Source organism: Pelagibacterium mangrovi, from assembly GCF_036662815.1.
Taxonomy (GTDB): Bacteria; Pseudomonadota; Alphaproteobacteria; order Rhizobiales; family Devosiaceae; genus Pelagibacterium; species Pelagibacterium mangrovi.
Genome location: NZ_JBAFXA010000003.1, coordinates 50,776 through 64,036, shown reverse-complemented (window position 1 = coordinate 64,036; position 13,261 = coordinate 50,776). Strand labels below are relative to the sequence as shown.

Annotated in this window: 14 protein-coding genes, 1 tRNA gene and 1 riboswitch; of the genes, 8 read left to right on the top strand and 7 right to left on the bottom strand. The window is 61.6% G+C overall.

Annotated features, from left to right (window positions below):
• The 7 genes from V4T21_RS05430 (at position 1) to V4T21_RS05400 (ending at position 6,002) form a co-directional block, all read left to right on the top strand.
• Positions 1–315, top strand: a complete 315-nt coding sequence (locus tag V4T21_RS05430; protein ID WP_332714205.1) for a YbjQ family protein — start codon at positions 1–3, stop codon at positions 313–315.
• An 11-nt stretch (positions 316–326) separates the two neighbouring features.
• A complete protein-coding gene (gene arfB, locus V4T21_RS05425; RefSeq protein ID WP_332714202.1) occupies positions 327–758 on the top strand; it encodes an alternative ribosome rescue aminoacyl-tRNA hydrolase ArfB in 432 nt (143 codons plus the stop codon).
• 120 nt (positions 759–878) lie between these two features.
• Positions 879–1,559, top strand: a complete 681-nt coding sequence (locus tag V4T21_RS05420; protein WP_332714200.1) for a hypothetical protein — start codon at positions 879–881, stop codon at positions 1,557–1,559.
• A gap of 45 nt (positions 1,560–1,604) precedes the next feature.
• A riboswitch (cobalamin riboswitch) is annotated at positions 1,605–1,809 on the top strand.
• Between the two features lie 216 nt (positions 1,810–2,025).
• Positions 2,026–3,057 (top strand): LLM class flavin-dependent oxidoreductase, encoded by a 1,032-nt coding sequence (locus V4T21_RS05415; protein WP_332714197.1) that lies wholly within the window; start codon positions 2,026–2,028, stop codon positions 3,055–3,057.
• Entirely contained in the window at positions 3,054–4,052 is a 999-nt protein-coding gene (locus V4T21_RS05410) for an ABC transporter substrate-binding protein (protein WP_332714194.1), read from the top strand. Before V4T21_RS05415 ends, V4T21_RS05410 begins: the two co-directional genes overlap by 4 nt.
• 7 nt (positions 4,053–4,059) lie before the next feature.
• Positions 4,060–5,229 (top strand): FecCD family ABC transporter permease, encoded by a 1,170-nt coding sequence (locus V4T21_RS05405; protein WP_332714191.1) that lies wholly within the window; start codon positions 4,060–4,062, stop codon positions 5,227–5,229.
• The gene (locus V4T21_RS05400) at positions 5,226–6,002 is read left to right on the top strand and encodes an ABC transporter ATP-binding protein (RefSeq protein WP_332714188.1); all 777 of its coding nucleotides are present in this window, start codon (positions 5,226–5,228) and stop codon (positions 6,000–6,002) included. Before V4T21_RS05405 ends, V4T21_RS05400 begins: the two co-directional genes overlap by 4 nt.
• A 29-nt stretch (positions 6,003–6,031) precedes the next feature.
• Here V4T21_RS05400 and V4T21_RS05395 read toward each other — a convergent pair.
• From V4T21_RS05395 to V4T21_RS05365, 7 genes are all read right to left on the bottom strand, one after another.
• Positions 6,032–6,107, bottom strand: a tRNA-Val gene (locus V4T21_RS05395).
• 278 nt (positions 6,108–6,385) lie between these two features.
• Positions 6,386–6,661, bottom strand: coding sequence for an HU family DNA-binding protein (locus V4T21_RS05390; protein ID WP_332714185.1), 276 nt, complete (start codon positions 6,659–6,661; stop codon positions 6,386–6,388).
• Positions 6,662–6,991: 330 nt separating this feature from the next.
• A complete protein-coding gene (lon, locus tag V4T21_RS05385) occupies positions 6,992–9,418 on the bottom strand; it encodes an endopeptidase La (RefSeq protein WP_332714182.1) in 2,427 nt (808 codons plus the stop codon).
• A gap of 278 nt (positions 9,419–9,696) precedes the next feature.
• Entirely contained in the window at positions 9,697–10,077 is a 381-nt protein-coding gene (locus tag V4T21_RS05380; RefSeq protein WP_332714179.1) for a hypothetical protein, read from the bottom strand.
• 152 nt (positions 10,078–10,229) lie between these two features.
• Positions 10,230–11,507: an ATP-dependent Clp protease ATP-binding subunit ClpX gene (gene clpX, locus V4T21_RS05375; RefSeq protein WP_332714176.1), complete on the bottom strand. Its 1,278-nt coding sequence runs from the start codon at positions 11,505–11,507 to the stop codon at positions 10,230–10,232.
• 249 nt (positions 11,508–11,756) lie between these two features.
• Positions 11,757–12,386, bottom strand: a complete 630-nt coding sequence (locus tag V4T21_RS05370) for an ATP-dependent Clp protease proteolytic subunit (RefSeq protein ID WP_332714173.1) — start codon at positions 12,384–12,386, stop codon at positions 11,757–11,759.
• Positions 12,387–12,546: 160 nt separating this feature from the next.
• Positions 12,547–12,774 carry a hypothetical protein gene (locus V4T21_RS05365; RefSeq protein WP_332714170.1) on the bottom strand — a complete coding sequence of 76 codons (228 nt, stop codon included), beginning with the start codon at positions 12,772–12,774 and terminating at the stop codon, positions 12,547–12,549.
• A 150-nt stretch (positions 12,775–12,924) separates the two neighbouring features.
• Between V4T21_RS05365 and V4T21_RS05360 the strand changes: the two genes are divergently transcribed.
• On the top strand, positions 12,925–13,227 hold the full coding sequence (locus V4T21_RS05360; protein ID WP_332714167.1) for a DUF3817 domain-containing protein: 303 nt from the start codon (positions 12,925–12,927) through the stop codon (positions 13,225–13,227).
• Positions 13,228–13,261: the final 34 nt, after the last annotated feature.

The following is a 13,261-nucleotide window of genomic DNA, read 5'->3' as shown; positions in this document are numbered from 1 at the left end:
ATGATCGTCACCACCGCCGAAACCCTTGCCGGCCACACCATTGGCGAAACCCTGGGAATCGCGCGCGGCAATACCATCCGCGCTCGCCACGTCGGCACCGACATCATTGCCGGCCTGCGTAACATCGTGGGCGGAGAGGTCCCCGAATACACCAAGCTCCTGGCCGAGGCCCGCGAGCAGGCCTACGACCGGATGGTGGCCAGCGCCCAGGCCATGGGTGCCGATGCGATCATCGCAATGCGCTTCTCAACATCGACCATCTCGCAAGGCGCGGCGGAAATCCTCGCCTATGGCACCGCCGTCAAGCTCGACTGACCGCAAGCGAGATGCCCGAACAGCTCGAAATCACGCCAAACCTTGCGATTCCCCTTTCCGAAATCGAATTGAGTTTCGTGCGCAGTTCCGGTCCCGGCGGCCAGAACGTCAACAAGGTCGCAACGGCGGTGCAGCTTCGGTTCGACGTTCCGGCCTCGGCGTCTCTTCCAGAGCCAGTGAAGACCCGTCTCATCGACAAGGCCGGCGCCCGCGCCACGCGTGAAGGCGTTATCGTCATCACCGCCGACCGTCACCGCACCCAGCCGCTCAATCGCGCTGACGCGCTGTCCCGTCTGGCCGAGCTGATCCGTTCGGCCACCATCGTCCCCCGCAAGCGCCGTCCCACAAAGCCGACGCTGGCCTCCAAGCGGCGGCGCATGGATACCAAAACCCATCGCGGCGCCATCAAGGCCCTCCGGCAGAAAAACCCCTCGAATGACTGATCACCTCCATTGGTGACCACGCTGCATTTTTCGGCAACTATCGCCCAAGGTTCGCCCGGCTCGAAACGTCCTAATCGTTGAAGCATGAAGCAGTAAGGCCGGAAGGAGGAGGAGGAGCGAATGAGTATTTCATTACGCGCAAGCGTCATATTGGCCGCCGCAACGATCCCGTGGGCAGCCCCTCTTGTCGCCCAGGAAACTTCTTTTCCGGCCACGCTCGATGAAGCCTATACGGGAAGTCTCTCCGTCGACTTGTTCCCCGTCGATGGCGGATCGAGCATTTTTCGCGACTGGGGCAGCGCCGAGGTGATCTTTTCCCGGTTGGCCGATGGCACCGTGCAATTCACCACCACGGGCGAGATAGACGAGGAAAACGGCTTCGAAGTGTCCGTGATACTCACCGAACAAGCCGATGGCATCTGGCGTTCGCTCTCACCCGAAGGCATGGTCCAGCTCGACCCGGAGGGGAAACTCCTCTCTATTTCCCTCGATGGCGGGTTCGAACTGATCTGGACCGGGCAATTCGACGCCCAGGGTGGCGCCCTCACCTTCCGCAGGTTCCCCACCGACGCCGCCCCCGCCGAGGAGCGAGACTTCACGGCGATCTTTTCGCTCGATGTCGAACGTCCGCGGCCCGTGCCCCAGCCAGAACCCGAGCAAAAGCCTCAACCCGGCTCGGAAGACGAGGCGGCCTCGGATGGGAACGGCGATTGCGAAAGGATCGAATGGCGCTTGGTCAATCGCTGGAACCCCTGGGGCGGCGGCCTCAGCCTCGAACGCGAACCCTTCTGCGTCAATTGAGGTAGCAGAACCCATAGAGCATCTTGTCTGGCGGGAACCGTTGTGCAAGAAACATTGCGCTTCGGTTCCGCCATTGCGCGCGGATTAAAAGGGAACACGGTGCGGATTACCCATCAGGGGCCAAAACCGTGGCTGCCCTCGCAACTGTAAGCGGCGAGCGTTTCGCAATCATGCCACTGGCTTTGTCCGGGAAGGCAGCGAACGCGCCAGAGCCGCGAGCCAGGAGACCTGCCCAAGCACGATACCATGAAGCCGGACGAGGTGTTCCGGCAGGGGATAGATCATGACCGCGCCGCTCCCGTGTGCTTTTCACCGCATCCTTGCATCCCGTTTCCGGAAAGCGGGAATGTGCAGGCGCCATCTTTCCATTAAACGCTAGAATCGGACTCGGCGCTCTGCGGCGCGGCCTCCTGCCGCCGTTTGACGCCATCTCGTGGGTTCAGCCGGGCATGGGGAGCATCCATCCTTGAGAATTGATATCGCCGGCTTCACACGCGGCACCAAAACCCTCGACCACCGTGCCGTTCTGGATTTTTGCGCCAGAATGGACGCTCTGGGCTATGATGGCATCTGGTTCAACGAATTCCATTTCCAGCAGCCGCCCGATCCCTACCCGTCCACCCTACTTCTAGCCGCCGCAATCTTCGCGCGGACCGAACGCATCCGCGTCGGCACCTCGATCGTCGTCCTTCCGCTCTACCACCCCCTGCTCCTGGCCGAGCAGATCGCCCAGCTCCATTGGCAGAGCGGCGGACGGTTCGATCTCGGCATCGGGCGCGGCACGCATCCGACAACGCTTGAAGCTCTGGGCATATCGGCCGACAGCACCCGTGAGCGTTTCGTGCAGTCCTTCGCTCTCATGACATCGGCCTGGACCCAGCCGACCCTGATCCCCGCACAAAGCGTTTGGCCAAGCTCCTCATTTGCCGTTGGTCCTCTTCTGCCTCCCGGCCAGACCGTGCCCGTCTACGCCGCCGGTTCGACCGCCGAAACAATCGGCTTTTCGATAGATCACGGCTTGCCCCTCCTCCTCAGCCTCGAACCGCCCGAAGCCCGGCAGCTCGCAATCTATGACGAATTGACCGGCAACCGCTCTGGGCGCTACCCCGCCGATTTCTCCATCTCGCGCTATGTGACGATAGCGCCCTCGCGCGCCGCCGCCCTTAATGCCGTCGATGCGTTGCTGCCTCGGCTCTACGACCGCCGCAGGCGCTACGCCATCGCCCAAAACCGCCCTCTCGACACCATCAAGCCGATCGACCGCGATGTCTTTCTTAGCCACCAGATGATCGCCGGCAGCCCCGACGATTGCGTCGAACAGCTCGAGGCTCTCCGCCAGCAAACCGGCATCGACAGCATCCGCCTGATCTTCAATTGCAATGGCGAGGTCCCCGAGCCGGAGGCCGATGCCATGGCCACTCTTTTCGGCCGCGAAGCGCTCGGCGCGCTTCAGGCCCTTCCCTCTCTCACAACCCCACCCATCGAGGTCGTTTCATGATCGATACTCTCCGCCATCCGCTGGCCCAGGCAAGCGCGCTTACGCTCGCCCTGCTGGTCGCAGTTCCGGTTGCCGCCCAAGACACCGGCTTCCCCTACACCGACGAGAACTGCGGCGTCTCCACGACCTATGAGGCGGCACCCGAACGGGCCGTGACGCTCTCCAACAACGCCACCGAACTGATGCTTGCACTGGGGCTTGAAGAGCGGATGGCCGGCACGTCCTACATGGCCAACCTCGAGATCAGCCCCGCCTATGCCGAAGCCTACGCCGGCGTGCCGATCATCTCGCCCCTCGTTGCCACCACCGAGGAACTGATCGAGGTCGAAGCCGATTTCGTTTATGCCGGCTACCCCGACGGATTCAGCGAATCCCGCCACACCCGCGATCAGTTGCACGATCTTGGCATGCAGACGCGCCTCAATACCGAGGGCTGCAATCTCGGCCCGTTCGGCTTTCCCGAACTGTTCGAGGAAATCCGCTCCGTCGCATCCATCTTCGGCGTCGCCGATCGCGGCGAAGCGCTGATCGGGGAGTTGTCCGCGCGCCTCGACGCCGTGGCACAGGACCTTGAAGGCACCGACCCCATTTCGGTCTTCATCTTCAATGGCGGCGACACCACACCCAATGCCGTTCTGGGCAACACGCTGCTCTCGCAAGCCGTCGAGGCAGCGGGCGGCGAGAACATCTTCGCCGATATCGCAAACCGCTATGGTCAGGTGAGCTGGGAACAGATCGCCGAGCGCGAACCCGACTATATCGTGGTCTTCTATTCCGGCACGGCCAGCGGCCAGATCGTTGAAGATCCCGATACCGAGCTCGGCCAGGCCCGTATCGACACCCTCAAGGCCACCCCCGCCATCGCCGACGTGCCCGCCGTGGTCAACGACCACTTCATCCTCATCGATTCGGTCGTCGGACAGCCCGGCCCGAGCACCATCGATGCCGTCGAAACCATGGCGAGAGCGTTCCATCCGGACCTCTTTGGCGAGTAAGCAGCCCATGCTCGACCGCAAGCCGGACACCATCGACAGCGAGGAGCAGTCCCGGCTCCTTGCCATGTTGCGATCCACGCCCGACACCTCGGGCGCCGGCTCTCTTGCGGTCAACGCGCCACCCGAAACCGAGCGGGTGGCGTCGCTCCCCTATGGACTGGCCATGGGGCTTCTGGCCATTGCACTGGCCATTCTTGCCGTGCTGGGCCTGATGTTCGGTTCGGTTTCCGTCCCCGCGCCCACAGCGCTGGGCATTCTCATCAATTGGCTCTTCGGCTTTGAATTGGTCCCCGTCACCTGGCGCGACGTCTATGAGACGATCATCATCGAAACCCGCATCCCCCGCGTCATTCTGGCCGGCGCGGTCGGGGCCACGCTCGCGGCAACCGGGATGACCATTCAGGCAATCGTCCGCAACCCGCTTGCCGGCCCCAGCATCCTTGGCGTCTCCTCGGGCGCCGCCACCGGCGCCGTCGTCGTCATGCGCTGGGGCCTGATCGGCCTTGGCGCGTTCGCGCTCTATATCTCTGCTTTCGCGGGCGCTCTCATCACCCTTATCATCGTCTTCTGGGTCGCCCGAACCGGCGGACAGATGACGCCCACCCGTCTCGTCCTCGCCGGCATTGCGATGAGCGCTGTCCTCAGCGCCCTCACCAGCCTTCTGGTTCTCACCTCTCCCGATCCGCAACTGGCATCGCGCGTCCTGTTCTGGACGCTGGGCGGCTTTGCCGCCGCGCAATGGAAACTGCTCCCCCTGCCCATTGCCGCACTGGTGCTGGGCCTTGGCACAATGCTGATCCAGGCCCGGCGCCTCAACCTCTTGATGGCCGGCGATGAAAGCGCGACCGCACTGGGCCTCGACGTGCACCGCTTCCGCCAGACCATGTTCGTCCTCACCGCCGCCCTCACCGGGGTTATGGTGGCCGTCTCCGGCGTCATCGGCTTCATCGGCCTGATCGTGCCCCACATCGTCCGCTTTCTGGTTGGCGCCGATCACCGCCGCGCCCTTCCTGCGGTCGCACTGGTCGGTGCCAGTTTCGCCATCGCGGCAGATCTCGTGGCCCGCGCAGTGATCTCCCCGCTCGAACTGCCCGTCGGCATCATCACCGCCCTGGTCGGCGGGCCCTTCTTCATCTGGCTGCTGCGCCGCGACGCCAAGGTCCGCGAAACGATATGAGCGTCATCGACCCCGGAACCCTGACCCTCGACGGCGTGAGCTTTGCCGTCAACGGCAAGTCGCTCGTCCAGTCCGTCTCCCTCGACGTCGCGCCGGGGGAAATGATCGGCCTGCTCGGCCCTAATGGCGCCGGCAAATCCTCCCTCCTGCGCACCATCTACCGCACGAACCGCCCAACGGGCGGCCGCGTCCTGGTCAACGGCAAGGACGTGTGGCAGCAATCCGCGCAATGGACGGCCCGCCATGTCGGCGCGGTCCTGCAGGACATGCCCGCCGATTTCCCCCTCACCGTGCGCGACGTGATCGCCATGGGCCGCTCGGCCCACAAGCGCCTGCTCGAAGCCGACACCGACCATGACCATCAGCTAATCGAAGCCGCTCTGGACCTGCTCCAGCTTCAACCACTGCGCGAACGCCTGTTCCGCACCCTATCTGGCGGCGAGCGCCAGCGCGTGCTGGTGGCCCGCGCCCTGGTGCAGCAGCCCGCCGTGCTGGTGCTGGACGAACCGACCAATCACCTCGACATCCACCACCAGATCAACCTGCTCCGTTTCGTCCGCAACCTGGGCATCACGGTGATAGCCGCCTTGCATGACCTCAACCTCGCCGCCATGTTCTGCGACCGGCTGTGCCTACTTCACCACGGCCAGCTCGTCGCTTGCGACCGGCCCGACAATGTCCTGACGTCCGCGAACCTGTCCCACGTTTTTCGGATCGACGCCACATTGACGCGCAATCCCCGCTCGGGAACGATCTGGATCATGCCCGCATAGCTGAACGTCAAGGGTTCCGAGAGAGGAAATGGTGGGCGATGACAGACTCGAACTGCCGACATCCTCGGTGTAAACGAGGCGCTCTACCAACTGAGCTAATCGCCCTTGCCCGCATGGGTTTCGCGGGTCGGCTGCGGAAGGTTTCCGGCAGCAAATGCCGCGCCTGATTAGGCGCAATCCCTGTTCGCGTCAATAGAGCGTTTCCAGTAAAAGTGGATACCACTTTTGCGGTTCGGAAACGCGATAGAACAACAACCTGAGCAATTGAAGCGCTTCGAAGAAGCGCGGAAATGCTCCAAAGACCGCCGACCATTCCCAGGGACAAAATGACAAGACCCCGGTCGATTCCGAGCCGGGGTCTTCCAAGATCGCTATACTGGAACTTAAGCGTTCAGAGCGTCCTTGAGGCCCTTGCCAGCCTTGAACTTGGGCTGGGTCGAGGCAGGAATGTCGATTTCTGCACCCGTTGCCGGGTTGCGGCCCTTGGTGGCCTTGCGCTGGCTGGCAGCGAAAGTGCCGAAGCCGACCAGACGCACTTCGTCGCCGCCCTTGAGCGCCGAGGTGATGGCATCGAAAACAGCATCCACTGCCGCTGCCGCCTGGGCCTTGGTGAGATCAGCCTTCTCGGCGACAGCCGCGCTCAGATCGTTCTTGTTCATAGCGTTTCCTCACAATGATATGCCCATCCGTCGAAGGACGAGCGGAAGCGGCATCACCCTTTTACGATTCCAGGGCAAAAGCAAGGAAAACTGCGGGATTCAGGCGGTTTTGGCGTGCAAAACACCCCAAAAAACGCACGATGGATCAATTGTGGCAAGCCCCTCGCGTCAAAGTTAACCCCGTAGGCGCGGCAAGGCCCACCTCGACTGCGAATCACCTCAACTTCCCAACGCGAACCTTTTGCCCGCTCCCGCGCTAAAGGCTCGGGCCAAAAGAAACGGCGCCCCCGCGAGGGAGGCGCCGCCTTGGATTTATCGATGGAACGAGGTTCAGTGCGGCAGCGCCGCTCCCGCATCTTCCCCTTCGGCGGCCGGCACCGGCTTGGCGTCGTCGTCGAAAGTCCACTCGATCGCCTGGGGCATTTCCACGAGCGCATGCTCGAGCACTTCGCCCATCCGGCTCACCGGAACGATTTCGAGGCCTTCCTTGACGTTGTTCGGCACTTCCTTGAGGTCGCGCACGTTCTCTTCGGGGATCAGCACCTTCTTGATGCCACCCCGCAGAGCCGCCAGCAGCTTCTCTTTCAGCCCGCCGATCGGCAGCACCCTGCCCCGCAGCGTGATTTCGCCGGTCATGGCGACGTCGTGGCGAACCGGAATGCCCGTCATCACCGAAACGATGGCGGTGGCCATGCCGATACCCGCCGAAGGTCCATCCTTGGGCGTCGCGCCTTCCGGCACGTGCACGTGGATGTCGCGCTTCTCGAACAGGGGCGGCTTGATACCGTAGTCGAGGGCCCTTGCCCGGACGTAAGTGGCGGCAGCCGAAATCGACTCCTTCATCACGTCCTTGAGGTTGCCCGTCACCGTCATCTTGCCCTTGCCCGGGCTCATGATGCCTTCGATGGTCAGCAACTCGCCGCCAACCGAAGTCCAGGCCAGCCCGGTCACCACTCCAACCTGCGGCTCTGCGTCGATCTCTCCGTAACGGAACCGCGGCGCGCCGAGATATTCCTCGACCACTTCGGGCGTCACGACGATCTTCTTCTTGCCGGTCAGGAGGATTTCCTTGACGGCCTTGCGCATCAGATTGGCAATCTCACGCTTGAGATTACGCACGCCGGCCTCGCGGGTGTAACGCCGCGTCAGAAGCATCAGGCTCTCATCGGGCAACTCGAATTCCTCGGCGCGCAGGCCGTGTTCTTTGAGCGTCTCGGGAATGAGGTGGCGGCGGGAAATCTCCCACTTCTCCTCATCGGTATAACCCGACAGCCGGATGATCTCCATGCGGTCCAGCAAAGGTCCGGGGATGTTGAGCGTATTCGCCGTCGTCACGAACATCACGTCCGAAAGGTCGAAATCGACTTCCAGATAATGGTCGTTGAACGTCGAGTTCTGCTCGGGATCGAGCACTTCGAGCATCGCCGAAGACGGATCGCCCCGGAAGTCCTGGCCCATCTTGTCGATCTCGTCGAGCAGGAACAGCGGATTGGCCTTGCCTGCCTTCTTGAGCGACTGGATCACCTTGCCGGGCATCGACCCGATATAGGTCCGCCGGTGGCCACGGATTTCCGCTTCGTCTCGCACGCCGCCCAGCGACATACGGACATACTCACGTCCCGTAGCCTTGGCGATCGAACGCGCCAGCGAGGTCTTGCCCACACCCGGAGGGCCGACGAGGCACAAAATTGGGCCCTTGAGCTTGCCGGTCCTGCTCTGGACCGCAAGATACTCGATGATCCGTTCCTTGACCTTGTCGAGTCCGTAGTGATCGGATTCGAGCACGTCCTCGGCATATTTCAGATCGCGCTTGACCTTGCTCTTCTTGCCCCAGGGCAGGTTGAGCATCCAGTCGAGATAATTGCGCACGACGGTCGCTTCGGCCGACATGGGGCTCATCTGCTTGAGCTTTTTCATCTCGGCGTCGGCCTTCTGCCGCGCTTCCTTGGAGAGCTTTGTTTTGGCGATGCGCTCCTCGAGCTCCTGAAGCTCGTTGGTGCCGTCCTCGCCATCGCCCAGCTCGCGCTGGATCGCCTTCATCTGCTCGTTGAGGTAGTATTCGCGCTGGGTCTTTTCCATCTGGCGCTTGACCCGGCTGCGGATACGCCGCTCGACCTGCAGCACGCCGATCTCGCCTTCCATCAGCCCCAGCACGCGTTCCAGCCGCTCGGTCACCGAAGGCGTCGCAAGAATATCCTGCTTATCCTGGATCTTGACGGCCAGATGGCTGGCGATCGTATCGGCGAGCTTTGAGTGCTCGTCGATCTGCGTCACCGCGGCCACGACCTCGGACGAGATCTTCTTGTTGAGCTTGACGTAGTTTTCGAACTCGGTCACCGCCGAGCGCGCCAGCGCTTCGGCCTCGACGGCATCATGGCCCTCGACGGCCAGAACTTCAGCCTGCGCCTCGAAATAATTCTCGGTCTGGACGTAGTTCTCGATTTTAGCGCGATGCAGCCCCTCGACCAGCACTTTAACGGTGCCGTCGGGCAGCTTGAGCAGTTGCAGGACCGACGCGATCGTCCCGATCTCATAAATGCCATCGGGCTCGGGGTCGTCTTCCTGCGCATTCTTCTGGGTCACCACCAGAATATGCTTGTCCTCGCGCATCACCTCTTCGAGCGCGCGCACGGATTTCTCGCGTCCCACGAAAAGCGGCACGATCATCGAGGGAAACACCACGATGTCGCGCAGCGGCAGGACGGGATAAACCTTTTCGCGGTCGAACGGCACTGCAGAGGGTTTGGTGTCGGACATGGACTATCCTTTCGCAATTGCCGGATTGGGAGGGAATGCCCGGCAATTTGTAGTGTCTTGCGCTCCAGTTTGCACCTCACCTGTTAAGGATCAGCCACCCGAAACGACTCTTCGTTCATTAAGATAGGGCAATGGCGCGCGTTCACAAGTTCGACGCAGCCGATTTCCTCGTTTCAAGGCCTGAAAGGGCGCCATGCGCTGGACGCAGGCCGCCATGAAGCGCGCCGCCGGGCGGAACTTCCGCTCCAGCGCCCCCATCTCCCCTTGAGTAAGGCCTCTTAGAGCAGATCGTCGTAATTGCTCTCGCAGATCTCCACCTGGGTCAGAAAGCCCGTATCGTCGGCTTCGGCGAGATCGTAAGCCGCCGAATCGAAAATCGACCAGATTTCATCCACCTCGGCCTGTTGCATGCCGTGCTCGTCGAGCAGCAGCGTGTCGATCTCCGCGCCAAGGTCGAACGCGAGATCCTCATAGTGGTAGGCCTCGTCGCTCTCGGTATCGTGGTAATAGGATTCCTCGAAGAACAGCGCGCTGCACCAGATCGCCTGTATCATCGCCTTGTCCAGCCGCTGCACCAGCTTTGTTTGCGGCTGGGCCATCGCGCCCCCCACACCTGCCAGTATCACGCCTGCGGCGAGTGCGTATTTCCCGAGCTTCATGCGTCCCTCTCTTCGTCGGCGCCTGACCTTTCCGAGGACCATAGTCCGCTTTGTTCACCGGGCAAACACTTCCCACCGAAATTTGCCCGCCGAAACGAAAAAGCCCGGATCTTTCGATCCGGGCTCTCGATCAGGCAATGGTCAGGCGGCCATCAGGCGCCCGATTTCATGTCTTCCTTGGCACGCTCGGCGTAGATGTAAAGCGGGCGAACGTCCTTGTTCTCCACCACTTCCTGGCTGATCACCACTTCCTCGACCCCTTCGAGCGAAGGCAGGTCGTACATGGTGTCGAGCAGGATGGCTTCGAGGATCGAACGCAACCCGCGCGCGCCGGTCTTGCGGGCAATGGCCTGCCGCGCGATGGCCTTGAGCGCATCCTCGTGGAAGGTCAGTTCCACGTCTTCCATCTCGAACAGACGCTGATACTGGCGCACCAGCGCGTTCTTGGGCTCGGAGAGGATCTGCACCAGCGCATCCTCGTCCAGATCCTCGAGCGTCGCGATCACCGGCAGACGGCCGATGAACTCCGGGATCAGCCCGAACCGGACCATATCTTCAGGCTCGACCTCGGCCAGGACATCGCCCACGCGGCGGTCCTGCGGGTCCTTGACGGCGGCCGTAAAGCCGATCGAAGACCCTTCGCCGCGCGCCGAGATGACCTTTTCCAGCCCGGCGAACGCGCCGCCGCAGATGAACAGTATATTGGTCGTATCCACCTGCAGGAATTCCTGCTGCGGATGCTTGCGCCCGCCCTGGGGCGGCACGGAAGCCACGGTGCCTTCCATGATCTTGAGCAGAGCCTGCTGCACGCCCTCGCCCGACACGTCGCGGGTTATCGAAGGGTTATCCGACTTGCGCGAAATCTTGTCGACTTCGTCGATATAGACGATGCCGCGCTGCGCCTTGTCGACATTGTAGTCGGCAGCCTGCAAAAGCTTCAAAATGATGTTCTCGACATCTTCACCGACATAACCGGCTTCGGTCAGCGTCGTGGCGTCGGCCATGGTGAAGGGCACATCGAGAATGCGGGCCAGCGTCTGGGCCAGCAGCGTCTTGCCGCAGCCCGTGGGACCGATCAGGAGGATGTTGGACTTGGAAAGCTCCACATCCTGGTTCTTGGTCGCATGGTGCAGGCGCTTGTAATGGTTGTGAACCGCCACCGACAGCACCCGCTTGGCGCGGCGCTGACCGATCACGTAATCGTCGAGCACTTTGCAGATGTCGGCCGGGCTCGGCACGCCATCAGAGGACTTGACCATCGAGGTTTTCGATTCCTCGCGGATGATGTCCATGCAAAGTTCCACGCATTCATCGCAGATGAATACGGTGGGTCCAGCGATCAGCTTGCGGACTTCGTGTTGGGATTTCCCGCAGAACGAGCAATACAGCGTGTTCTTTGAGGATTCTCCGCTCGAATTTTCCTTGGACATCTAGCAACTCCAGAAGCGTTGCAAACGCTTGGGCATCGGTTTCGCCGGTCTATAAGGCTAGCCGACGACGCATGAACAAATTGTCACTCCGACCATAAAGATCGATAAGCCGGGGCGCAATCGGCACGGGCGCATTCTTGGGCGTCCGTACCTCGGAGCGTTTCCGGCATAATGAAAACGCTCCAACTCGAAACTAGATCATTCGGCGTTTCACCGAAACGGGGAATGATCCTGTGCATAACCGGCGGCTTATGCTCCGGTATCGGGCAGCGACCGCTTTTCGTGAACGTGGTCGATGAGCCCGAGTTCCTTGGCTTCTTCGGGCGACAGGAACTTGTCGCGCTCGAGAAGGTCTTCCACCTGCTGATACTCCAGCCCGGTGTGCTTCACATAGATTTCATTGAGCCGGCGCTTCAGATTCTCCGCCTCGCGAGCGTGAATCATGATGTCGGTCACCTGGCCCTGGTAGCCGCCCGAAGGCTGATGCACCATCACCCGAGCATTGGGCAGGCAGCCGCGCATGTCCTTTTCACCCGCCGTCAGCAGCAGCGATCCCATCGAAGCCGCCTGCCCCAGGCACAGCGTCTGCACCTTGGGACGGATGAACTGCATGGTATCGTAGATTCCCAGGCCCGCCGTCACCACGCCGCCGGGCGAGTTGATGTACATGGCGATTTCCTTTTTCGGGTTTTCCGATTCAAGGAACAGCAACTGGGCAATGATCACCGAGGCCATGTTGTCCTCGACCACGCCAGTCACGAAAATGATGCGTTCGCGCAGAAGGCGCGAGTAAATGTCAAAGGCGCGCTCGCCGCGATTGGACTGCTCCACCACCATCGGCACGAGCGTGTTCATGTAAAGATCGACGGGATCTCGCATACTGGGTAACTCCCCCGGGGAAAGAATCGGCATGTCGCCAGATTGCAGGCGAACGCTGCTTAAGGGCTGGTAAAAGTCAGATAGGCTTGGCGGTGTTCGACTTCAATAGCAAGTCTCACCATGGCTCAATTATGGCGCATGCTTAACGCCGCCGGCCGCCTCACGCGAAGCTGATCGCCACGCCCTTCTTGCGGAAATACGATTGCATGAGCTTGCGTCCCGACCGGTTGGGCTGGGCGAGCTTGGCGGTCTCGAACACGGCTTCCTTCACCCCTTCGCGGGCCATGGCCGCCTTGAGCGTCGCGACATGGGCATCGAGTTCTTCGTTATCGTTCTTGATCGAGGCGTAGATGGCCTCGATCGCCTGGGAGACAGTAATGTCGCTCACGATGGATATTCTCCTGAATGGTCCCGCCCTTCCCTAAAGAAAAAATCGCATCGGGCAAGAGGCGGTGCGCGGCAACCGGTCACGCTGACACGCCCGGTTCCAGCCTCGAAAGTGCTGTTCGATACAGCAAATGATATGGTCAGCGGCTCAATGTTCAAGACTTTCAGATATATCGCCCTCATCGAAGGCGTCACCACACTGGCGCTTTTCCTCGTCGCCATGCCCCTCAAATACTGGTTCGATACCCCCGGCCTCGTTCCGCCCGTAGGCATGATCCACGGCTGGGCCTTCATCGCCTACATCGTCGCCATGATCGCCGCCCTCTGGGGCAAGGGCTTCACCCCGCTCGAATGGACCCGAACGACGATCGCGTCCTTCTTCCCCTTCGGCACTTTCCTCAACGACCCCTTCCTCAAGCGCAAACAAGCCGAACTCGATCTCGCCCGAGCCTGAGGCCGCCCCTCGTCGTCCTCGGGCTCGACCCGAG

Coding starts and splice junctions, on each gene's coding strand:
- V4T21_RS05380 (WP_332714179.1), bottom strand. CDS start 10,077: ATGAAGCTCGGGAAATACGCACTCGCCGCAGGCGTGATACTGGCAGGT.
- V4T21_RS05400 (WP_332714188.1), top strand. CDS start 5,226: ATGAGCGTCATCGACCCCGGAACCCTGACCCTCGACGGCGTGAGCTTT.
- lon (WP_332714182.1), bottom strand. CDS start 9,418: ATGTCCGACACCAAACCCTCTGCAGTGCCGTTCGACCGCGAAAAGGTT.
- clpX (WP_332714176.1), bottom strand. CDS start 11,507: ATGTCCAAGGAAAATTCGAGCGGAGAATCCTCAAAGAACACGCTGTAT.
- V4T21_RS05420 (WP_332714200.1), top strand. CDS start 879: ATGAGTATTTCATTACGCGCAAGCGTCATATTGGCCGCCGCAACGATC.
- V4T21_RS05430 (WP_332714205.1), top strand. CDS start 1: ATGATCGTCACCACCGCCGAAACCCTTGCCGGCCACACCATTGGCGAA.
- V4T21_RS05390 (WP_332714185.1), bottom strand. CDS start 6,661: ATGAACAAGAACGATCTGAGCGCGGCTGTCGCCGAGAAGGCTGATCTC.
- V4T21_RS05360 (WP_332714167.1), top strand. CDS start 12,925: ATGTTCAAGACTTTCAGATATATCGCCCTCATCGAAGGCGTCACCACA.
- V4T21_RS05405 (WP_332714191.1), top strand. CDS start 4,060: ATGCTCGACCGCAAGCCGGACACCATCGACAGCGAGGAGCAGTCCCGG.
- V4T21_RS05410 (WP_332714194.1), top strand. CDS start 3,054: ATGATCGATACTCTCCGCCATCCGCTGGCCCAGGCAAGCGCGCTTACG.
- arfB (WP_332714202.1), top strand. CDS start 327: ATGCCCGAACAGCTCGAAATCACGCCAAACCTTGCGATTCCCCTTTCC.
- V4T21_RS05370 (WP_332714173.1), bottom strand. CDS start 12,386: ATGCGAGATCCCGTCGATCTTTACATGAACACGCTCGTGCCGATGGTG.